The organism is Ferrimonas marina, assembly GCF_900129905.1.
Taxonomy (GTDB): Bacteria; Pseudomonadota; Gammaproteobacteria; order Enterobacterales; family Shewanellaceae; genus Ferrimonas; species Ferrimonas marina.
The window spans coordinates 74,905-95,963 of record NZ_FQXG01000002.1 but is presented as its reverse complement, the minus strand read 5'-3'; the positions used below and the strand labels follow the sequence as shown (position 1 = coordinate 95,963).

Below are 21,059 nucleotides of genomic sequence, written 5' to 3'. Positions count from 1 at the left end.
TTAGCCGTGTTGCTCCATCATGCTGCCGGCCAGATCGGACAGGTCCAGATCAAAGGTGCCGTTCTTCAGCTGAGTGCGCAGGGCGTTGACCTTTTCCAGATCAACATCGGCCATTTCCGCCAGTTCACGATTGGCCTGATCCAGCAGCTGCCAGTCTTCGCTGATCGCTTCTTTATTGGCCGGTTTTTGGCTGGCCGGGGCCGGCTTAGCGCTTGCCGGTTGGCTTGCGGATTTCAAATCAACCGGGAAGTTTGATGATAACTTGTTGATTTCCATAGTTTACATCCATTAATTCAAAGCGTTCTTGGTTACGCTGTCAAAAAAGCGACTGTGCGCCGTCAATTCTTAAACGCAGGTCAAAAATAATTTTCAATAACGGGTCGCCACCACGCCCTTGCGCACCGGGTAGGCGGTGATCACCTGGCCGCTGCTGTTATTGCGTACCCGTACCGCCTGGCCTTCGCTGCCGTTGTCCAGCGCGGTGCCGGTCATGGTGGCGGCAAAGCCCTCGGTGCCGGCCTGGATCACCACCTCATCGCCCATGGCCACCAGGTAGGGGGGGCTGATCTGACTGAGCCGTACCGGCTGGCCGGGCCGCAGCGAGCGCCGCACGCTCTGGCCTACCAGATCGCTCTGGGCAAACACCAGGTCCTGATCCGACAGCCCCAACACCCGGGGCTCCATCACCAGATCAGTCCGCTCAATGCGGTGGCCCCGACCGAGCCGGCGTACCGTTACCGGCACCGTTACCTTGGCTTCCACCCGGGCCCGGACAAACAGGCGCCAGCCCTCTGCCTCGCAGCGGATCTGGCGCTGTTGGTGGCCCAGCGGTGCGTTGCGACCGGCCTCCACCTCCAATGGGGTAGGGCAGGGGGCCAACTGCGCCACCGAACTGGGTAATCGAAGGCTGATCCCTTCGTCCATCAGTTCGGCGCCACTGCGGCGCTGCCAGGTAGCCAGTTCCTGTTTGAGCTGGGCCATCATCGCCTGCTCAATCTGCGCTTTAGCGCCCTCGGTTTCCGCTTGTCCCTGCAGGGGAAGCAGCAGGAAGGTGGCGGCGAAAAAAGCGGAAATGGCCCTTCCCTTAATGCCCACGGACGTCACCTAAGTATTTGTTTTTATTCATTTTAAAAAAGTGGCACGACTCTTGTTTATAGGGTTCAGCCTTAAGACAGAACTGAATCAAAAGGAGTCGACATGGCGATCAATCTGGATGCCGCTCTGGGCGTTCATGCTAACACGCTGGATTTCCGGGTCGAGCGTGCCCGGGTATTGTCCGGCAATTTAGCCAACGCGGAAACCCCAGGGTATAAGGCCCGTGATCTGGATTTCTCCCAGTTGATGCAGCAGTTGGACCCGGCCATGGGCGTCAACCGCGATTACCAGCTGGCCTACCGGGTGCCCCACCAGCCCTCTGCCGACGGTAACACCGTCGAGCTGGGTCAGGAGCAGGCGCGGTTCTCCCAGAACGCCATGGACTTCCAAACCAGCCTGACGTTTCTGAACATGAAAATCCAAGGCCTGCAAAAGGCCATTGAGGGTCGTTAACCATGTCTTTCAGTGAGATCTACACCATCGCCGGTTCGGCGATGAACGCCCAGAGCCAGCGGTTGAACACCGTGGCTTCTAACCTGGCCAACGTCGACGCGGCGGCCAGCAGCGAAGAGACCGCCTACCGCGCGCTCAAACCGGTGTTCCAGACCATCTACCAGCAGACTCAGACCGGCGGTGTCAGTGCCAACGTCAACATGGCGGGTGTGGTGCAATCCGATGCGGCGCTGGAAAAGCGCTACGAGCCGGACCATCCGATGGCGGATGACACCGGCTACGTCTTCTACTCAAACGTCAACAGCGTGCAGGAGATGGCGGACATGATGGCCGCCACCCGTGCCTTCGAGACCTCCACCGACGTCATGGCGCGGGTCAGCTCCATGCAACAGAACCTGCTGAAACTGGGAGGCATGTGATGATGCAGATTGGACAGTACAACTCCCAGGAGTTGCCCAGCGCCGCCGCGGCAGCCCAGCCGACCCCGGCCACTAACAGCGCGGATCCGGCAACCACCAGCAGCGGTGAACCCGGTGGTGGCTGGCAGGACCCCAACAGTGCCGCTGGCTTGCGTAACGAGTTTTTGACCCTGATGGTGGCGCAGATCCAGAACCAGGATCCGCTCAACCCGATGGACGGCGCCGAGTACGTGACCCAGTTGGCCCAGTTCTCCCAGGTGGAGAGTCTGGAGCACCTGCGCATGGGCCAACAGAACATGGCAATCCTGGCGGAGAACCTGCAGGTGCTGGGCACCACCAACATGCTGGGCCGCACCGTGATGGCCCCGGCGGACAGCATCACCATTGGTGAAGACGCCGTTAGCGGTCAGATCGAGCTGGACCATGCGGTAGAGACCCTGCTGCTGGAGGTTACCGACGAAGCTGGTGACGTGGTGGCGACCATCGACCTGGGTCAGCAATCCGCTGGCGCCATCGATTGGGAGCTGGACCCGGAAGAGCTGGGCCTGCCCCCGGGCGAGTATGAGCTCAACGCCAAGAGTACCGCCGAAGGTGAGTCCACCGATGCCACCGTGCTGGTGGCCGCCACGGTTGAGCGCGTCCACATCGCCTCCACCACCGGCTACATGATGCTGGAGCTTGATAACGGCATCGGCGCAGTGTCCCTGTTTGATATTCGAGAAATGGCTTAAGGCCGATAAGGAACCATCACAATGTCTTTTAATATTGCTCTGAGCGGCCTGCGCACTACCAGCCAGGATCTGAACACCATCTCCCACAACATCGCCAACGTCTCCACCCCGGGTTTCCGTGGTGCGCGCAGTGAGTTCTCCGCGGTTTACGCCGGCGGCCAACCGGGCGGTGTGACCATGGCCAACGTGTCCCAGAACTTCGACGCCGAGGGTGACATCATGTACACCGGTCGTCAGTTGGACATGGCGATCTCCGGCAACGGTTTCTTCGTGACTGAAAATGGCGGCTCCATGAGCTACAGCCGTGCCGGCATGTTCCAGATGGACAAGGACGGCTACATCGTTGATGCCTACGGCGGTGTGCTGCAGGGCTACCCGGTGGGGGCCAACGGCCAACTGCTGACCGGCTCCACCGGCGGCCTGCGCATCGATAACGGCGCGCTGCCGGCCAGTGCCACCGAGAACATCCGCATGGGCCTGAACCTGGACTCCCGCAACGAAGACCTGATTGCAGCAGACTTCGATCCGACCGATCCGGAAAGCTACCACGCGCTGAACTCCACCAAGGTGTACGACTCCCTGGGTAACGAGCACAACCTGACCCAGTACTACATCAAGACCGCCGACAACACCTGGGAGGTGAAGTACGAGCTGGACGGTGTGGATATCTCTCCTTACGTCAACGGCGGTGCCGGCCACACCATCACCTTTGACTCCAACGGCAGCATGACCTCCGGCGGCAACCCGTCTTTCGACATCCCCAACACCCTGACCGATGCCGATGGCAACTCCATCTTCAATGGCGCCGCCAACCTGGCGATGGACCTGGACATGAGCAACGCCACCCAGTTCGGTTCCGAGTTTGCTGTCGCCTCCATGACCCAGGATGGCTACACCGCCGGTGAGCTTTCCGGTATCCGCGTTGATGACAACGGCATGGTCTACGGCGTCTACACCAACGGTCAGGACCAACTGCAGGGCCAGGTTGTGATGGCCAACTTCCCCAACCCCAACGGCCTGCAACAGACCAACAACACCGCCTGGACCGCTACCTTCAGCTCCGGCCAGCCGGTGATGGGTGCGGCGGGTACCGGCACCCTGGGTAGCCTCTACTCCGGTGGCATTGAGGGCTCCAACGTCGACCTGACCGGTGAGCTGGTCAACCTGATGACCGCCCAGCGCAACTACCAGTCCAACTCCAAGGTGATCAGCACCCAGAACCAGCTGACCCAGGCGTTGTTCCAGGCGATCTAACGGAGCGTTGACCCATGGATAAGCTGCTCTACACCGCCGTCAGTGGCGCTACCCGGACCCTGGAAGCCCAGGCGATCCGTGCCAACAACCTGGCCAACGCCAACACCGCCGGCTTCCGCGCCGATCTGGAGCGGGTGCAACAGCACCAGCTGCAGGGCGCCGGCCATGGTACCCGAGTGCTGGCCCAGACCCAGAGCGCCGGTACCCTACAGCGCGCCGGCGCCATGATGGCCACCGGTCGTGACCTGGACATCGCCATCCAGGGCGAGGGCTGGTTCGCGGTTCAGACCGAGGATGGCGAGGCCTACACCCGCGCCGGCGGCTTTACCCTCAATGCCGAGGGTGAGCTGCAACTGGACGGTCGTCCGGTGGTGGGGGTCGATGGCCCCATCCAGCTGCCGGAATACCGTGAGCTGGATATCGGCAACGACGGCACCGTCAGTGTGCTGCCGGCGGACGGCGGCCTGATTGACGAGGTAGGGCGGCTGAAACTGGTCAACCCGGATGCGGCGTTGATGACCAAGGCCACCGATGGCCTGATGCGCTTCGACGATGGCCTGGTGGCCCCCCAGGACGAAGAGGTCCAGGTCACCAATGGCCATCTTGAGGGCAGCAACGTGCACGCCATCGAGGAGCTGCTGGCCTCCATGAACCTGGGCCGCCAGTTCGAGGTTCAGGTCAAGCTGATGAAGAACGCCGAGACCCTGGCCCAGGCGGGTAACCGCCTGGTTCGCGGTAGCTAAGGGCCCTGGCCCGATTAAAAGGATAAGAAGATGCAATCTGCTTTGTGGATCAGTAAAACCGGTCTGTCCGCCCAGGACACCAAGATGACCACCATCGCCAACAACCTGGCGAACGTGAACACCACCGGCTTCAAGCGCGACCGGGTAAACTTCAACGATCTGTTCTACCAGACGCACCGTCAGCCCGGTGCCATGGCGGACCAGCAGAACGAACTGCCCTCCGGCCTGCAGCTGGGCACCGGTGTGAACGTTGCCGGCACCCAGAAGGTGTTCTCCGTGGGCGAACTGGTGACCACCGACCAGCCGCTGGATATGGCGATCCTGGGTAACGGTTTCTTCCAGGTGGAGCAGGCCAATGGCGACTTTGCCTACACCCGTGACGGCCAGTTCTACCGCAATGCCGATGGCCTGATGGTCACCTCCGAGGGCATGCCGATGGTGCCTGCCATCGAGATCCCGGAAGAAGCGCTGACTGTCACCATCGGTACCGACGGTATCGTCAGCGCCCAGATGGCCGGTGACGCCGAGCCGCAGGAGCTGGGTCAGATCACCCTGGTGAACTTCACCAACCCGGCGGGTCTAGAAGCGATGGGCAACAACCTATACCGCGAGACCGCCGGCTCCGGCGCTGCGCTGGAGGGGATCCCGGGCGATGCAGCCCTGGGCACCATCCGCCAGGGCGTGCTGGAGGGCTCCAACGTCAACGTGGTTGAGGAGATGGTCGAGATGATCTCCACCCAGCGTGCCTACGAGATGAACGCCAAGGTGGTGTCCTCCTCCGACGACATGCTCAAGTACCTCAACCAGGTGTTGTAAGGAGCCTAACGTGCTGAGAGTCTGGTCTTTGCTGCTGGCACTGCTGCTTACCGGTTGTGCCACACCCTACATCCCGGAACAGCAGGCGCCCAACGCGCCGGAGTACGCGCCGCCAGCGCTGGAGATGGTGCTGCCGACCGCCAAGGCCGGCAGCCTCTACCGCCGCGGCTACACCATGGCGCTGTACCAGGATCGTCGAGCTTACCGTATCGGTGACATCCTCACCGTGGAGCTGGACGAGAAGACTCAGGCCAGTAAGAAGGCGGGCACCTCCACCTCCAAGGACAGCAACATGGACGCCTCCGGCTCCTACTCCTTTGGTGGTAACAGCTCCGGCTCCGGTGCCTTTGGTCTGGGGGGCGGAAGGGATTTTTCCGGTAACGGTTCCTCGTCTCAGCAGAACCAGCTTTCCGGTGCCATCACCGTGACCGTGGCGGATGTCTTGCCCAATGGGGTGTTGATCATCCGCGGCGAGAAGTGGCTGCGACTGAACCAGGGGGATGAGTTCATCCGCCTGGTGGGTCTGGTTCGCACCGAGGATATCGACCAGCAAAACCGCATCTCCTCTCAGCGCATCGCCGACGCGCGCATCAGCTACGGCGGCCGGGGCACCCTGGCCGACGTCAATGCGCCGGGTTGGGGTACCCGCTTCTTCAACGATCCAGTCTTCCCGTTCTAAGGGGTATTCATGCGCAAGTTTCTGATTGCACTGGCCCTGTTGCCGGTATTCGCGCAAGCCGCCTCGGAGCGGCTACTGATGGACATCGTTGATGTCCAGGGTGTTCGGGAGAACCAACTGGTGGGCTACGGCCTGGTGGTTGGCCTGGACGGCACCGGTGACAAGACTCAGGTGCGTTTCACCAGTCAGTCGGTGGTCAACATGCTCAAGCAGTTTGGTGTCCAACTGGATGACCGGACTGATCCCAAGCTGAAAAACGTTGCCGCGGTGGCAGTACATGCCACCGTTTCGCCGCTGGCCAGCCCGGGTCAGACCCTCAATGTCACCGTCTCCTCCATCGGCGATGCCAAAAGCCTGCGCGGCGGCACCCTGCTGATGACGCCGTTGCACGGCATCGACGGCGAGGTCTATGCCGTGGCCCAGGGCAACCTGGTGGTGGGCGGGATCTCCGCCGAGGGGCGTAATGGCACGTCAGTGACCATTAACACACCCACGGTGGGGCTGATCCCCTCTGGAGCGATCATGGAGGCGGAGATCCCCTCCAACTTCAATGACACCCCGGACGTGGTGCTCAACCTGCGCCTGCCCAGCTTCCAGACCGCCCGTAACATCGAGCTGACCATCAATGAGATCTTCGGCCCCGACGTGGCCCGGGCCCAGGACCACGCCAAGGTAATGGTGCAGGCGCCTATCGAACCCCGTCAGCGGGTGACCTTTATGTCGATGCTGGAGGAGCTGCCCATTGAACTGGGGCGTCAGCGTCCCCGGGTGGTGTTCAACAGCCGCACCGGCACCGTGGTGATCGGTCGTGAGGTGCGGGTTCAGCAGGCGGCGGTCAGTCACGGCAACCTGACGGTGACCATCACCGAGCAACAGATGGTGAGCCAGCCAGGCGCCCTGTCCGGTGGTAACACCCAGGTGATCCAGGACTCGGCGGTGGACATCGACATGGGCGATGCCGGGATGTTCATCTGGCCGGAAGGCACCACCCTGGACGAGATCGTCCGGGCGGTGAACAGCCTGGGCGCGGCCCCGACCGATCTGATGGCAATCCTGCAGGCGCTGGACGAAGCCGGCGCGCTGGAAGCGGAACTGGTGGTGATCTGATGGATGCGATGAAACAGACCCAAGCGGCCGGTTACCTGGCCAGTCAAACCCAGAGCGCGGCGGACATCCGCGCTCAACACGGCGAAGAGGGTGCCCTGCGCGAAGTGGCACAACAGTTTGAGGCCCAGTTCCTGCAGACCGTGCTAAAGCAGATGCGCAGCGCCACCGACGCGCTGAAAGATGAAGATGGTGCTCTGAGCGAGAAGCGTGGCGTGTTCCACGACTTCTACGACGCTGAGCTGGCCCAGGCCCTCAGTCGCAAGCAGGGCGTGGGTCTGGCCGATGTGATGGTGCGCCAGTTGGGCGGTGAAGGGTTAAAGCCCGACAGCGCTGCGGTCGCCCTTCAAGCTACAGATACCGACATCCGCCAGTCTCAAGATGCACTGGCGAACAGCCGGGCAATGCAGCCGGCACTGGTTGTGCCTTTGCCCGTTAAGGAGTCCTAATGAGTTCGTTTCTACATACCGGCCTGTCGGGGATCCACGCCTCGCAGATGGCGCTGAATGTGGCTTCCAACAACATCGCCAACGCCGCCACCCCGGGCTACAGCCGCCAGCAGATCATGCTGAGCGCCCGCCCCGGTGGCTTCTACGGCGCCGGTACCGGGGTTAACGTCGATGGCGTTCGCCGGGTTTCCGACCAATACCTGACCGCGGCGGTGTGGAGCAGCACCACCCAGGCGGGTTTCTCCAGCACCAAGGCCACCTACCTGGGTAAGACCGAGGAGCTGTTTGGCAGCGAAGGCGCCAACATCTCTGCGGGTCTGGACAGCCTCTACGCGGCGCTGAACGCAGCCACCGAGAGCCCCAATGACATCGCCACCCGTCAGGCGGTGCTGAACGAGACCCGGGCGCTGACCAGCCGCTTCTCCACCCTGAGCCAGGGCCTGGACAGCCAGCTGAAGCAGATCGAATCCCAGCTGGATGCCTCGGTTTCCGAGATCAACACGCGGATGGAGAACATCGCCAACCTCAACGCTGAGATCCAGCGTCACAGCGCTACCGGCGATATCCCGCCGGCGCTGCTGGACGCCCGTGACCTGGCAGTGGGTGAACTGGCCGAGATGGTGGATATCCGTACTACCGAGAACAGCGATGGCACCATCAACGTCACCCTGCCGATGGGCCAACCACTGGTACTGGGTAACAGCGCCGGTGAGTTCAAGCTGACCCCGGATCCGAACAACCCCCAGTTCTCCACCCTGAGCCTGAGCGTTGGCAACACCGACTACCAGCTCGACGGTGCCAGCACCGGCGGTAAGCTGGGCGCACTGTTCGACTACCGCGACAACAGCTGGCAGGACAGCAAGGACTTCCTGGATGAGCTGGCCGTGCACCTGGCGGACGAGTTCAACGCCGTGTTGGCTGGAGGTACCGATCTGAACGGTAACGCTCCGGCGCTGGACCTGTTCACCTATGACCCGGATAACCCGGCAGCCACCCTCAAGGTGACCGACGGCTTTACCGCCGACATGCTGGCCTTTGGTAAGAACGGTGCCCCCGGCGACAACTCCAACCTGTTGGAGCTGATCGAACTACAGAACAAGAAGCTGCCGTTCGCCAGCCTGGGTTCTGACGCCACCCTCAACGAGGCCTACGCCAGTAAGCTGGGTCAGCTGGGCATCGAGAGCCGTCAGGCACAGATGGAGGCGGAGACCGCCACCGGCGAGCTGATCCGCTCCCTCAACGAGCGTGACAGCGTCAGCGCCGTTAACCTGGACGAAGAGGCGGTTAGCCTGATCGTTTACCAGCAGCAGTACCAGGCCAATGCCAAGGTGATCTCCCTGGCAGACCAGTTGTTCACCACCGCCTTGACCATGTGGTAATCGGAGAAAAATCATGCGTGTAAGCAGTCAACAGATGCACCGAACCAACATGATCAGCATGCAGCAAAATGCCACCAACTACGGCAAGGTGCTGCAGCAGATGTCCACCGGTAAGCGCATCAACGTCGCCTCGGATGACCCGCTCGGTGCGGTACAGACCCTGAGTCTGAAGCGCGAGCAGGCCTCCCTGAGCCAGTACATCGACAACATCAGCAGCCTGCGGATGAGCCTGGCCCGCTCAGAGTCCAACCTGGATAACATGAACAACGTCATGTACCGGATGCGCGACCTGACCCTGCAGGCGTTCAACGGCAGCAATGGCCCGGAAGAGCGTGCCGGCATCGCCGCCGAGCTGCGGGTGCTGCGTGACTCCCTGGTGGATTACGCCAACGCCAAGGACGAACAGGGTAAGTACATCTACGCCGGTCACGAGGTAGACACCCCGCCGATCGGCATCGACGCCAACGGAAACTACGTCTACCAGGGCGATGATGGCATCCGTGATATCCCGGTAGGGGACGGCAACTACGTTCAGGGCAACGACACCGCCAACCAGATCTTCTTCAGCGGCGCAGCCGACATCTTTAACAAGATGGAGGAGTGGATCACCATGCTGGAGGATCCGACCCTGGACCCGAACGATCCGGCCTTCCACGCCCTGTTTGATGAGACCCTGGACAGCATCGATCAGACCATGGCCTCCATCGGCGGGCTGATGACCGACATCGGTGGCCGTCAAAACGCCATGGATCTGATGGAAACAGCCCACCAAGATGTTGGCCTGTTCAACCAGGAGCTGATCGGTTTGGTAGAGGATCTGGACTACGCCGAGGCCAGTTTGGAGCTCACCACCTATCTGCTGGCGCTCCAAGCCACTCAGCAAAGCTACGCTCAGATCAATCAGATGAGCCTGTTTAACCACATCTGAGGAGAGCCTGATGGTCGCCGCGGTTTCCGATCCCTTATCGATACAGCAACGCAACACCTCCCAGCCCACGGCGCCCAGCCAGGGCCAGGGGGCGTTGGCCGCCAGCAAGAAGGGCAAAGGGAAGGGCGTTGCACTGCCCCAGTGGCGGCTGGAAAGCTACCGTCGCTGGGCCCAGGTAGGCCAGGGCCAGCACCAGGTCGCCGCTGCCCAGACCGGTGCCCAGGCGCTGCGTCAGGCCAAGGGGCAACTGGAGAGCCTGCAGCGGGAGGTCAACACCGCCCTGCGCCGTGGCAACGGCAACCCCCAGAGCATGGCCGCTAAGCGTGACCGTGTCGTCGAGCAGAACGCCAGTTACCGGGGCCAACCGCTGCTGGACCGGCAGATGAACCTGGTGACCCGCCCCAACGCTCAGGCACCCCGTCAGTTCCAGCTCAAAGGGGTTGACCTGGCCGCCACCAAAGAGCAGGCCGAGCAGGTGTCGCTGCAACTGGGTAAGGAAAAGACCCAGCTGGAGCTACCCGCCGGGGTCGACCGGGCCAAGCTGGCACAGATCCTCAACGATGGCCTTTCGGGCATCGGTTTGGGCGCGCGTCTTGGCCAGGACGGTCAGGTGATGCTGATGCTCAACGAGCAGCAAGCCCAGCTGCTCGATGGTGGCTTGTGGATGAGCGGGCAGGGGGCCCGACTGCCGGCCGGTCAGGCGATTGCCATCAAGACCGAGGAGGCGATGCCCTGGCAGGACCCCCGTGAGTGGCAGTTCGACAACCAGGCCCAGCTACGACAAAGCCAGGCCAAGCTACGCAAAACCCTGGATAAGGTGGATGCTCAGCTGGCCCAGCTGGAGTCGGTGCAACACAATGTCGCCAGTCGACTGGCCAAGGTCAATCGCAATAGCCAGGCCAGTGCCCAACAGGTGGCTGAGGCCAGCCAGCAACTGCAGCAGGCGATGAACCAGGCGCCGTTTCGAGCCCAGGTCAGCTCCCTGCTGGCTCAGGCTAACCTGTCCCGCACCCAGGTCACTGACCTGCTGCGTGGCTAGCTAACCCAACTCCCAACTGAGATGCGGCCTTCGGGCCGCTTTTTTTTATCTTTAATTGGCAAACTCCTAATTTCAGTGAGGGAAATACGCGTCCCTGCCATTGATTTGTTCCCGACATATTTATTCAGTTTTTGCCGTCTTTCGGAGTGAAATGGGGCATTGGCGTAATCGGTTTTGTGAGCCGGTTCAAGCCATCAAGAATGCTGTGATTGGTTATGGAAACAGGCACCTATGCTGCAAATGCGATCACGTTATGCCACATGTATTAGCCGATAACCGGGATTACGACACATGTCTTATTGATCCCCTGTTCAGGCAGGGTATTATCGACCTGACAAAAAAGAGGTTTGGGTTAACCTCTAGTTTTGGAGAGTGCAAAGAGTGATCAATGTGTTTTTGGTCGATGACCATGCGCTGGTTCGCACCGGGATCCGTCGGATCCTGGAGGATGAGCGAGGGATTAAGGTTGTCGGTGAAGCTGAGGATGGCGATCAAGCGGTTAGTTGGTGTCGCAAGAACTTGGTGGACGTGGTGGTGATGGACATGAGCATGCCGGGGATCGGTGGGCTCGAGGCCACCCGAAAGATCCTGCACTTCAATCCGGACGCCAAGGTGATCATCCTGACGGTGCACACCGAGGAGCCGATCCCTTCCCGGGTGATGTCCGCCGGTGCCGCCGGTTTCCTCACCAAGAATGCGCCGCCGGCCAACATGGTGCAGGCGATCCGTGCAGTGGCCTCAGGCCAGCGTTACATTGATCCGGTGATTGCCCAGCAGATGGCGCTGCGCCCCTTCAACCCGGAAAAGAATCCGTTTGACGACCTGTCCGACCGCGAGCTGCAGATCACCATGATGGTGACCAACGGCCAGAAGGTGTCCGACATCGCCGAGCAGCTGAACATCAGCCCGAAAACGGTCAATGCTTATCGCTACCGCCTGTTTGAAAAGCTCAAGATCAGCGGTGACGTGGAACTCACTCGATTGGCCATCCGCTATGGTATGTTAGACGCAGCCAAGATCTAAACTGCGTGAATCCATGACCTCCAGCTTTGACCACCGGGCCTTCCTGCGCTCGGTGACCAATCAACCCGGTGTGTACCGTATGTACGACGCGCCGGGGGGCACTGTCCTCTACGTGGGCAAGGCCAAAGACCTCAAGAAGCGTCTCAGCTCCTACTTCCGCACCAACGTTCCCAGTGTGAAGACCCGCGCCCTGGTGGCGCAAATTCAGCACATAGAAGTGACGGTGACCCACACCGAAACCGATGCGCTGATCCTGGAGCACGACTACATCAAGCAGTACATGCCACGCTACAACGTGCTGCTGCGGGATGATAAGTCCTACCCCTACCTGTTTCTGTCCGATCACAAGCACCCCCGGCTGGCGTTTCACCGTGGGCCCCGGCGAGCCAAGGGCCACTATTTCGGCCCCTATCCCAATGGCGGTGCGGTGCGCGAAAGCCTGCACCTGATGCAGAAGCTGTTCCCGGTGCGCCAATGCGAAGATGCCTTCTACCGCAATCGCAGCCGTCCCTGCTTGCAATACCAGCTCAATCGCTGCTCTGGCCCCTGTGCCGGCATGATTGAGGACGATGCCTACCGTGAGCAGGTGGGCCTGCTCAAGCTGTTCCTGCAGGGGCAGAGCCAGCAGGTGCTGGGAACCCTGGTTAAGCAGATGGAACAGGCCAGCATGGCGCTGGAGTTTGAAAAAGCCGCCCGCATCCGTGACCAACTGCAGGCCCTGCGCAAGGTGCAGGAGCAACAGGGGGTTCAGGGACGCGAGCAGGGCGAACTGGATGTCATTGGTGTGGCGCTGGAGGGGGGCATGGCCTGTTGTCACCTGCTGTTCGTGCGCAAGGGCAAGATCGTCGGCAGCCGCTCCTACTTCCCTAAGCTGCCTAGCAATACCGAGCCGCAGGAGGTGCTGGAGTCCTTCCTGCTGCAGTTCTACCTGGGGGGCGGGGAAGACCGTCAGATCCCCAAAGAGATCGTGCTGTCGCAGCAGACCGAAGAGGAGAGCGAGGAGCTGACCGCCATCGCCGAGGCGCTCAGCGTGCGCAACCAGAGTAAGGTGCAGATCAAGACCCGGGTGCGTGCCGAGCGGGCCCAGTTCCAGCGTCTGGCCCAAACCAATGCGCGCAGTGCCCTGGTGTCCAAGCTGGCCCACAAGACCACGGTGGCCGAGCGCTTCCGTCAGCTGTCGGAAACGCTGGAGATGGAGCGGCCGATCACCCGGATGGAGTGTTTCGATATCAGCCACACCATGGGGGAGAAGACCGTGGCCTCCTGCGTGGTGTTCAATGGCGAAGGCCCGGCCAAGCAGGAGTATCGCCGCTACAACATCGCCGGTATTACCCCCGGGGATGACTACGCGGCGATGGGCCAGGCCCTGACCCGGCGCTACCAGGGCAGTCAGGAGCAGGAGAATTTGCCGGAAATCCTGTTTATTGATGGCGGTAAAGGCCAGCTGACCCAGGCCGAAGAGGTGATGGAACAGGCCCTGGCGGACACCGGCCTGGAAGCGCCGCTGCTGGTGGGGGTGGCCAAAGGCGAGAGCCGCAAGCCCGGCTTGGAGACCCTGATCCTGGGCTTCAGTCGGGAGGTGATCGATCTGCCTGCCGATGCCCCGGCGCTGCATCTTATCCAGCATATTCGGGATGAGGCCCACCGCTTTGCCATCAGCGGCCACCGTGCCGCCCGGGGCAAGGCCCGGCGGGAATCAGTGCTGGAAGGGATCCCCGGTATCGGCGCCAAGCGGCGTCAACAATTGCTCAAGTTCATGGGCGGAATGCAGGAGCTCAAGCGCGCCAGTGTGGCGGAGATCGCGAAAGTGCCTGGGATCAGCCAACAGCTGGCGCAAAAGATCCATGACGCATTGCGTCACTAGGGCAAGATACGGCATGATTGGCGCCACAATGCGTCACCGGGACCTTTATGAAGCTTAATATCCCCAATATTCTCACCCTCTTGCGTCTGGTCATGATCCCGGTGTTTGTTGGTCTCTACTATCTGCCCTGGAAGTGGTCCTTCCTGGCGGCGGCCACCCTGTTTGTGATCGCCTCCCTGACCGACGCCCTGGATGGATACCTGGCCCGTCGCCTGAACCAGTCCACTCCCTTTGGCGCCTTCCTGGACCCGGTGGTGGATAAGCTGATGGTGGCTACTGCTCTGGTGGTGCTGGTAGCGGACTATGACGATGGCCTGCTGACCTTTGCTGCCATCGTGATGATTGGCCGTGAGATCGTGATCTCTGCGCTGCGAGAGTGGATGGCAGAGATGGGTAAGCGCGGTATCGTCGCGGTGTCCTGGCTGGGTAAGTTCAAAACGGCTGCCCAGATGATTGCCATCACCGGCCTGATTGCCCAGTTTAATCCGCTGGCTATCGAGATCTCTTTCTACCTGTTGTACGTGGCAACCTTCCTCACCATCTGGTCGATGTTCTCTTACATCCGCGCCGCCTGGGGAGATTTGACCCGGCACGGTTAAGGAGTGGACCCGTTTCGCCGCCCCATTGACCACCCTGGTTGAAAAGGCGGCAAACGGTTCAGTAAGGGCCAACTCGGCGTTGACCTGTCTTCGGAATTACGTAGAATACGTCTCGTCTTCAGGGGACAGCCCCAAAGAGACTAAGCGGCACTTGTTCAGTGCGGTTGGAGAGAGTAGCGGAACCGCTGCCTTAAAGGCCCACAGGATTGGATGCGGCAACAATAAGCGGCACTAGCTCAGTTGGTAGAGCGCAACCTTGCCAAGGTTGAGGTCACGAGTTCGAACCTCGTGTGCCGCTCCAAATTATCCGCTTCGGCTCAGGCCGGGGCACAGAGTGGCTCAGTTGGTAGAGCCCAACCTTGAACAAAGGTTGAGGTCACACTCTCGATGAAGATCGGGAACCTCGTGTGCCGCTCCAAATTTTCAATCGCGCGATAGCGGGATTGAACACAGAATATGGCGCGTTGGCAGAGTGGCTATGCAGCGGATTGCAAATCCGTGGACCTCGGTTCGACTCCGGGACGCGCCTCCATTCTTACCCTGCCCGAGTGGTGGAATTGGTAGACACAAGGGATTTAAAATCCCTCGCTCTTAGAGCGTGCCGGTTCAAGTCCGGCCTCGGGTACCATTACTACTAAGCCAATTCAGTAGTAGTGACAACAAGCCAGCCATCGAGCTGGTTTTTTTGTATCTGGAGTTTGAGTACCTATCTCTTGGCAGAGCATTGCCTCGCTTAATGCCTACCCTCCTTGCATCAAGCCTCAAGCATTGAGGCTCCAGCGAAGTAAGCCTTAATACAGCTTCATTTTGCCTCAGCATTGTCCCAACCTGCCGTTGCGTAGCCGCCGTACTATCTTTGCTTTGCTATCACTCCGATAGCTCTTGAGCGACCTGATTAATGGGGCCACTTCTATATTTCATTGATGGCGAGGAATTTAGTGAGGTGAAGGGTGCAGACGAATTACTACTCCGTTCTGGGCCTTAGCCCTAATGCTGATGCCGCAGTAATCAAGGCTGCATATCGAACGCTCTGCAAGAAGTACCACCCAGATCGATTCACCGGTAACAAGGCTGAGGCAAATCGAGTTATGCAGGCAGTAAATGAGGCCTATGCGACGCTGTCAGATGCCGGGAGGAGAGCGGCATACGATAGAAGGGTGACGGAGGGTGTTGTTCGTCAGCAAGAGCAGTGGCGAGGGCATCGTCGCGCTGCTGTAGTAAGACCGGAAAATTGCGATTTGCAGCGCCCGTTGCGAAGGAAACAAAATGCCCCGAGCCCAACAGACTACCAGGCCAATTGGCAAAACCTGAAAAGAAGGTGCCGCAGAGCTTTGGTTACGGCACTGGTCATGCTGTATGGGGCAGTGTCGGCAGCAATTCTGATGTTCTTGTTCGTAGTGGTGGGGGAGTTTCTGGTAACCCACTGGCCTAAGTGAAGCAAAGCCACTTTAGCCGCCACTATGATGCCACCGCATTGCATCAGTACTTTGGTGTCGCGCGGACCCTGGCAACTCGAGGCTGCATCTGCAGGCCCTTGTAGGCTACATAGGCGATGAGGATCCAAGGCAGAGCCTTGGCGGGTACCACCATTGCCAGTACCAGAATCAGCTCCATATCAATATCCACGGCAACCCCCTCGTCTACTCAATGGCCAGTAAGATGGCGGAAGGACTCGATGTCCAACTGCCATTTGTACCCCGATGAGGGTCGAAGGGATCACTTAGGCCAGGGCCGGTGTGACTGGGCTTGAGGGGTGCCGGCGAGATAGCACCCAAAGCAGTTGCATCAACAGCAGTAGAGCCGTGGCCCCCAGGCCTGCGGCGATCCCCAACCAGATCCCCACCAGCTCAAGGCTGGGCAACAGCAGCCAGGCAACGGGCAGGCCAACGCACCAGTAACCGATGGCGGTCAGCACCGTTGGGCTGTTGACGATCTTCATGCCCCGCAACAGGTTGATGGCCAGCAGCTGCCAGGCATCCACCACGAAGCAGAGGGCGGCCACCCAAATGACCGAGGCCAATAGTGGGGTCAGCGAGCCACCCTGGCCATCGTCCAGGTTGAACAGCGCCGCAATCCCTTCGGGCCAGGCCACGAACAACAGTGCTAATAGGGCACTGACGGCGCTGATCAGCACCAGGCTGTGGCGAGACCAGGCGAGGATCCCCGGCCGGTGTCCGGCCCCGTGGTCGCGGCCCACCAGGATGGCTGCCGCCTGGCTGATACCAAAGCTGATATTCCAGGTAAAGGAAAGGCACTGCAGCAGGATCTGGTGCAGAGCCAGGGCGGCGATGCTGATGGTGCCCGCCATCAGGGTGCCACCGTAGATCAGGCTCAGCTCCAGTGCCGCTGCCAGGGCAATTGGTAGGCCCATGGCCAGCAACGGCAGCATGGCAGCCGGTCGATATTCGTTCCAATGGCGCCAGGGGCCATAGAGGCGGTAGCGGGGCCGGGCAAACACCCACAGGGCATAGCCTGTCAGTACCAGCCAGGTGGACAGGGCGGTTCCGGCGCCCAGGCCGGCCAGACCCCAGTCCAGACCAAAAGCGAGCACGAAGCTTATCGGCACGTTAAGGAAGACCGTGGCCAGCGACATCAGCAGCACTGAACGGGTATCACCGAAGGCACTGGTCAATCCACGCAAGACCAGCAACAGCAGGGCCGGGAGCATGGCCCACTTAAGCGGGTCGAGGTAGATCATCGCCAGTTCAATTGCTGCTTGCGGTTGTGCCGCCAGTGCCAGTGCGTCAGGGGCCAGAGAAAAGCTCAGGGTCAGTAGCACCGAGAGCAGCAGCGAGAGCATCAGCCCGCCCTTGATGGTTTCCCGGATCTTGCGATCGCCAGCCTCAGGAGAATGCTGACGCTCACCATAGGCGATGGCGATAAGGTTGGCGGCGCAGCCTACCGTGCTGCCGGCCAGCAGGAAGACAAAGGTGTACACCGATGCGCCAAGGCCGCCGGCGGCCAGTTCGGTGGTGCCCAGCAGTGACATCATCCAGACGTCGGTCATCACCAGCGCCATGGTAACGAGCTGGGACAGGACCAGGGGGAGAGAGAGTCGGATTAATGCGTTCATGGCTACCACCTAATAAAGATGGCGACACCTTACGTTGCTTCCCTCGTCCGCTCAATTGAGTAATATGGGCTTTACGCATTCCCTCAAGTCATGCCAAATGCTTATGAAGCCCTATCCGGCGCTACCCCATTCCCACACCGCATTTAAAGTCTACGAGGCTGTTGCCAGGCATCTTAGCTTTACCCAGGCCGCGAAGGAGCTGCACGTCACTCAGAGCGCAGTGAGCCGTCAGGTGAAGCAGCTGGAGCATGATCTCAATGCATCACTTATTCTTCGGGAGCATCGCCGCATCCGGCTGACCCCTCAGGGCCAGGATCTGTATGAACGCCTGCGTCAGCACTATGGAGAGCTGGAGAGCCTGATCAGCAGTTGGCGAGGTGTCCAGCCGCAGCGGATCGTCATCAAGGCCGCCGTCAGCTACGCCATGCGCTCACTGATGCCGCTGATCCCCGAGCTCAATGCGCACTTCTCTGACTACGAGATCGTGGTGGTGCCCACCATGGAGGAAACCGAGCTGGACCGGGCGGCAACGGATTGCGATCTGCACATCTTCAACAGCCGTCAGCATGGGCTTTATCCCGACAGCGAGCGGCTGCGCTTTGTCCGTGAAGAGTACATGGGGCCGGTGTGTGCCAACCGTCCCGACGGTGATGCGGCCGATCTGGCCAGTTTGCTGAGACAGCCCCGGATACATTCCACCCTCGGCCACCACGACTGGAAGGCCTGGTTGGCCGTGTATGGGGAGGATCCGGGAAAGGGTGTGCGCCAGACCACCTTTACCACCCTGGATATGGCACTGAGCGCCAGCCTGGCGGGCCACGGCGCCACGGTAACCGATCTGCTGCTGGTACTGGATGAACTGGAGCAGGGCTACCTGTGTTGTCCCCGGCATACGCCCATCAGTCACAGTGCCTGGCGCTACTACAGTTACGTTTTTTCGCCGCGCCAGGAGGTGGTGGCGCTGCAGCGCTGGATTGGTGAGCATGCGCTGGCCCAGACACAGCGTTTGCAGCGTCTGGCTCAGACACAGCAGTGGCAGGGGGTCACGGGTTAGTCGGTGGGGCAGTAGGACAAACGCCCTGCAGCAGGGCAGGGCGTGGGCCTGGGGTAGATCGCGGTTAGCCGCGGCGGATCAGCATAGATTGCAGGTGATCGGCGCTGATCGGAGCTCGGCTGCCGGGGCTAAGGGTTGGCTCCGGTTCCTGCTTAGGCTTGCGCAGTTCCGCCAATCTGGCCATACGGCGTTGGCGTTCCCGTTCGTCACGTTGCGCTTTGCGCGCCAACAGACCCTTGTAGCCCAAGGCGGCAATGAAGACCCAGGGCAATACCTTTACCGGCACTACCATGGCCAGGATGAAGGTCAGAAACTCGATGTCGTAGTCCATACTTCCTCCTACTCGGTTAACTGGCCGTCCAATGACAGTATTTCTTTCATTTGACGGAAAAAATGTGAGTGGCATTGTGAACGAAACTTCTCCAAACGCAAGATCGGGGTTGTTGGCTTTGTGAGCTGTGTTTGATAATAAGTATTCGAAAGCGATTGAAAGCTGAGCGCCGCGAGGCGGCCAAATCAACGGTAGGGAGCCTGAATGAGTTTTGAGCTACGGCCAATAGAACCTCGGGATAATGCACGGATTGCTGAGATCATCCGTGCAGCGTTAACGGAGTTTGGCGCTAATCAGCCAGGGTTTGCCTGGGCCGATCCAGAGTTGGACTCCCTATGCCAGGTCTACAGTGGTGAGGGAAGCCGTTACCTGGTGGTGGAAAAGCGCGGAGAGATACTCGGTGGGGCCGGATTGGCACCCTACCAATGCCATCTCAAGGGGGTGTGTGAGCTGCAAAAGATGTATCTCTCCCCGGGGGCCCGCGGGTTGGGGGCCGGCCGCTCGTTGGTGGCCCGTCTTATCCAGTACGCACGTCGGGCCGGCTACAACTATTGCTACCTGGAAACCTATGGGCCGATGACCCAGGCCCAACAGCTGTATGAGAGCCTGGGGTTTCGCGAACTCGATGCCCCCTGGGGCAGCAGTGGTCACACCGGCTGTGATCGCTGGTACGCCATGAGGCTCTGATTGTGGCCCCCTGGCTGCTGCTCGCCTCCATTACCAGTCAAACCTACCTGGTTCCGCTGGATCGCTACGCGCCGGACATCGTGCAGGAGATGCGCTATGCCGGCGGCGATAATTTCATCGGACGCGAAGTGGATGGCTATGAGGTGGGGCGCTGCTGGTTGAGCGAACCCGCAGCCCTGGCGTTGGAGCGGGCACAGCGGTTGGCTAACCGTTATGGCATGAGCCTCAAGGTATACGATTGCTACCGACCCAAGCAGGCAGTGCAGCACTTTGTCCGTTGGAGCGAGGATCGTGGTGACAACGACACCCAGCCCAGGTTTTACCCGCAATTCGACAAGAAAGACCTGTTCCAGCTGGGGTACATCGCCGAGCGCTCCAGCCACACTCGCGGCAGTGCTGTGGACGTCACCCTGGTGGAGGTGATGCCGCCCACCCAGATCGTCTCCGCCTTCAATGCCGATTGTCGCCTGCCTTTGGCCGAAGTGGGCCCTTACCCAAGCCTGAACATGGGCAGCAGTTACGATTGCTTTGACCCACGCTCCCACAGTGAAGCGGCCCAGGTTTCCGCCGAGGCCCGGCGCAACCGCTTGCTGTTGAGATTGTTGATGGAGCAGGTAGGGTTTGAGCACTATCCGGAGGAGTGGTGGCATTTCACCCTCAAAGATGAGCCCTATCCCAACAGCGAGTTTGACTACGTCATCGACCGCTAAAGGGCAGGGGACGCGTCGAGCGTCGCCAAGGTCATTGACCTGCCACTGACTTGCTATCGACCCATCCGCGTCTACTGCTGTTCGCCGCTCAATTCCTGGTTACCCCGTCAGCGTCATGCTCTGTGGTCAGTCACGGTTTGTCGCATTAAGGGGCCTGGTAGAAGCGTTGCTCCAGGTAGCAGGCGACGGATTGCTCGCTGGCGTCGAAGTGGGGTTGTGGCAGATCTGTCGGGTCGACCCAGCGCCACTCCGCGCATTTGTCCGGCTCCAGCCGCTGGGGCTCGCCACCTTGGTGTTGGGCCACCAGACAGACCGAGATGGTGTGCACCCCTTCCAGGGCGTAGGTGCGCAGGTTGTTGGTGACGGCAATCACCTTGGGTTCGCTGATGATCAGTCCGGTCTCCTCCTGCATCTCTCGCATCGCGGTTTGTTCGAACTGCTCCCCCATCTCCAGGTGGCCACCGGGAATCGACCAGAATGGGGCATGGGCGGTGGTGCGTTTGCCCACCAAAATGTGACCGTCCTGTCGAACCAGGATGACCCCAATCCCCACCTTGGGGTGGCAGGATGGAGTTGATGACGCTGAAGGGCTAGCTGGTGACATGCTGTGATTCCAGGCTATCGATGGG

General features: G+C 60.5%; 25 protein-coding genes and 4 tRNA genes. 23 read left to right on the top strand and 6 right to left on the bottom strand.

Features of this window, described 5'->3' with window-relative positions:
- Together flgM and flgA are read right to left on the bottom strand one after the other, a co-directional pair.
- Window positions 1-276, bottom strand: a complete 276-nt coding sequence (gene flgM, locus BUC04_RS04110; RefSeq protein WP_067657867.1) for a flagellar biosynthesis anti-sigma factor FlgM — start codon at window positions 274-276, stop codon at window positions 1-3.
- Between the two features lie 93 nt (window positions 277-369).
- Window positions 370-1,095: a flagellar basal body P-ring formation chaperone FlgA gene (gene flgA, locus BUC04_RS04105; protein ID WP_067657870.1), complete on the bottom strand. Its 726-nt coding sequence runs from the start codon at window positions 1,093-1,095 to the stop codon at window positions 370-372.
- 102 nt (window positions 1,096-1,197) lie between these two features.
- On the opposite strand from flgA, the gene BUC04_RS04100 reads away from it, so the two are divergent.
- The 20 genes from BUC04_RS04100 (at window position 1,198) to BUC04_RS24265 (ending at window position 16,011) form a co-directional block, all read left to right on the top strand.
- Entirely contained in the window at window positions 1,198-1,548 is a 351-nt protein-coding gene (locus BUC04_RS04100) for a flagellar basal body rod protein FlgB (RefSeq protein WP_067657872.1), read from the top strand.
- Between the two features lie 2 nt (window positions 1,549-1,550).
- Window positions 1,551-1,967: a flagellar basal body rod protein FlgC gene (flgC, locus tag BUC04_RS04095; protein ID WP_067657875.1), complete on the top strand. Its 417-nt coding sequence runs from the start codon at window positions 1,551-1,553 to the stop codon at window positions 1,965-1,967.
- On the top strand, window positions 1,967-2,698 hold the full coding sequence (locus tag BUC04_RS04090; RefSeq protein WP_234977337.1) for a flagellar hook capping FlgD N-terminal domain-containing protein: 732 nt from the start codon (window positions 1,967-1,969) through the stop codon (window positions 2,696-2,698). The genes flgC and BUC04_RS04090 overlap by 1 nt, the downstream gene beginning before the upstream one ends.
- A 21-nt stretch (window positions 2,699-2,719) precedes the next feature.
- The gene (gene flgE, locus BUC04_RS04085) at window positions 2,720-3,952 is read left to right on the top strand and encodes a flagellar hook protein FlgE (RefSeq protein ID WP_067657878.1); all 1,233 of its coding nucleotides are present in this window, start codon (window positions 2,720-2,722) and stop codon (window positions 3,950-3,952) included.
- Between the two features lie 14 nt (window positions 3,953-3,966).
- Entirely contained in the window at window positions 3,967-4,695 is a 729-nt protein-coding gene (flgF, locus tag BUC04_RS04080; protein ID WP_067657881.1) for a flagellar basal-body rod protein FlgF, read from the top strand.
- A gap of 30 nt (window positions 4,696-4,725) precedes the next feature.
- Window positions 4,726-5,511, top strand: a complete 786-nt coding sequence (flgG, locus tag BUC04_RS04075) for a flagellar basal-body rod protein FlgG (RefSeq protein ID WP_067657884.1) — start codon at window positions 4,726-4,728, stop codon at window positions 5,509-5,511.
- 10 nt (window positions 5,512-5,521) lie between these two features.
- On the top strand, window positions 5,522-6,190 hold the full coding sequence (gene flgH, locus BUC04_RS04070) for a flagellar basal body L-ring protein FlgH (protein ID WP_067657887.1): 669 nt from the start codon (window positions 5,522-5,524) through the stop codon (window positions 6,188-6,190).
- 9 nt (window positions 6,191-6,199) lie between these two features.
- A complete protein-coding gene (locus tag BUC04_RS04065; protein WP_067657889.1) occupies window positions 6,200-7,297 on the top strand; it encodes a flagellar basal body P-ring protein FlgI in 1,098 nt (365 codons plus the stop codon).
- Window positions 7,297-7,743, top strand: a complete 447-nt coding sequence (locus BUC04_RS04060) for a rod-binding protein (RefSeq protein WP_234977335.1) — start codon at window positions 7,297-7,299, stop codon at window positions 7,741-7,743. The genes BUC04_RS04065 and BUC04_RS04060 overlap by 1 nt, the downstream gene beginning before the upstream one ends.
- Entirely contained in the window at window positions 7,743-9,122 is a 1,380-nt protein-coding gene (flgK, locus tag BUC04_RS04055; RefSeq protein ID WP_067657892.1) for a flagellar hook-associated protein FlgK, read from the top strand. Before BUC04_RS04060 ends, flgK begins: the two co-directional genes overlap by 1 nt.
- 13 nt (window positions 9,123-9,135) lie before the next feature.
- Window positions 9,136-10,050 carry a flagellar hook-associated protein FlgL gene (flgL, locus tag BUC04_RS04050; protein ID WP_067657895.1) on the top strand — a complete coding sequence of 305 codons (915 nt, stop codon included), beginning with the start codon at window positions 9,136-9,138 and terminating at the stop codon, window positions 10,048-10,050.
- A 10-nt stretch (window positions 10,051-10,060) separates the two neighbouring features.
- The gene (locus BUC04_RS04045) at window positions 10,061-11,089 is read left to right on the top strand and encodes a hypothetical protein (protein ID WP_067657897.1); all 1,029 of its coding nucleotides are present in this window, start codon (window positions 10,061-10,063) and stop codon (window positions 11,087-11,089) included.
- Between the two features lie 381 nt (window positions 11,090-11,470).
- Window positions 11,471-12,112, top strand: a complete 642-nt coding sequence (gene uvrY / locus BUC04_RS04040; RefSeq protein ID WP_067657899.1) for a UvrY/SirA/GacA family response regulator transcription factor — start codon at window positions 11,471-11,473, stop codon at window positions 12,110-12,112.
- 13 nt (window positions 12,113-12,125) lie between these two features.
- On the top strand, window positions 12,126-13,976 hold the full coding sequence (gene uvrC, locus BUC04_RS04035) for an excinuclease ABC subunit UvrC (protein WP_067657902.1): 1,851 nt from the start codon (window positions 12,126-12,128) through the stop codon (window positions 13,974-13,976).
- 47 nt (window positions 13,977-14,023) lie between these two features.
- Window positions 14,024-14,575, top strand: a complete 552-nt coding sequence (gene pgsA, locus BUC04_RS04030; protein ID WP_067657904.1) for a CDP-diacylglycerol--glycerol-3-phosphate 3-phosphatidyltransferase — start codon at window positions 14,024-14,026, stop codon at window positions 14,573-14,575.
- A gap of 225 nt (window positions 14,576-14,800) precedes the next feature.
- Window positions 14,801-14,876: transfer RNA gene (locus BUC04_RS04025), tRNA-Gly, on the top strand.
- Window positions 14,877-14,899: 23 nt separating this feature from the next.
- Window positions 14,900-14,993 (top strand) — tRNA-Phe (locus tag BUC04_RS23840).
- 40 nt (window positions 14,994-15,033) lie between these two features.
- Window positions 15,034-15,107, top strand: a tRNA-Cys gene (locus BUC04_RS04020).
- 10 nt (window positions 15,108-15,117) lie between these two features.
- Window positions 15,118-15,203: transfer RNA gene (locus BUC04_RS04015), tRNA-Leu, on the top strand.
- Window positions 15,204-15,525: 322 nt separating this feature from the next.
- Window positions 15,526-16,011 (top strand): J domain-containing protein, encoded by a 486-nt coding sequence (locus BUC04_RS24265; protein ID WP_073325608.1) that lies wholly within the window; start codon window positions 15,526-15,528, stop codon window positions 16,009-16,011.
- A gap of 43 nt (window positions 16,012-16,054) precedes the next feature.
- Here the strand turns inward: BUC04_RS24265 and BUC04_RS24200 are convergent, their stop codons facing one another.
- Complete coding sequence (locus tag BUC04_RS24200) at window positions 16,055-16,189, bottom strand: hypothetical protein (protein WP_268762513.1); 135 nt, start codon at window positions 16,187-16,189, stop codon at window positions 16,055-16,057.
- Window positions 16,190-16,295: 106 nt separating this feature from the next.
- Window positions 16,296-17,648 (bottom strand): MATE family efflux transporter, encoded by a 1,353-nt coding sequence (locus BUC04_RS04005; RefSeq protein ID WP_067657939.1) that lies wholly within the window; start codon window positions 17,646-17,648, stop codon window positions 16,296-16,298.
- 97 nt (window positions 17,649-17,745) lie between these two features.
- Here BUC04_RS04005 and BUC04_RS04000 point away from each other — a divergent pair, with 97 nt between their 5' ends.
- Complete coding sequence (locus tag BUC04_RS04000; protein WP_200804660.1) at window positions 17,746-18,702, top strand: LysR family transcriptional regulator; 957 nt, start codon at window positions 17,746-17,748, stop codon at window positions 18,700-18,702.
- A 64-nt stretch (window positions 18,703-18,766) separates the two neighbouring features.
- Here BUC04_RS04000 and BUC04_RS03995 read toward each other — a convergent pair whose 3' ends face one another.
- Complete coding sequence (locus BUC04_RS03995; protein WP_067657945.1) at window positions 18,767-19,033, bottom strand: hypothetical protein; 267 nt, start codon at window positions 19,031-19,033, stop codon at window positions 18,767-18,769.
- 204 nt (window positions 19,034-19,237) lie between these two features.
- Here BUC04_RS03995 and BUC04_RS03990 point away from each other — a divergent pair, with 204 nt between their 5' ends.
- On the top strand, window positions 19,238-19,720 hold the full coding sequence (locus BUC04_RS03990; protein ID WP_067657949.1) for a GNAT family N-acetyltransferase: 483 nt from the start codon (window positions 19,238-19,240) through the stop codon (window positions 19,718-19,720).
- Between the two features lie 2 nt (window positions 19,721-19,722).
- Window positions 19,723-20,430, top strand: coding sequence for a M15 family metallopeptidase (locus BUC04_RS03985; protein WP_234977333.1), 708 nt, complete (start codon window positions 19,723-19,725; stop codon window positions 20,428-20,430).
- A 145-nt stretch (window positions 20,431-20,575) separates the two neighbouring features.
- Here the strand turns inward: BUC04_RS03985 and BUC04_RS03980 are convergent, their stop codons facing one another.
- Window positions 20,576-21,034 (bottom strand): nucleotide triphosphate diphosphatase NUDT15, encoded by a 459-nt coding sequence (locus tag BUC04_RS03980; RefSeq protein WP_067657958.1) that lies wholly within the window; start codon window positions 21,032-21,034, stop codon window positions 20,576-20,578.
- Window positions 21,035-21,059: the final 25 nt, after the last annotated feature.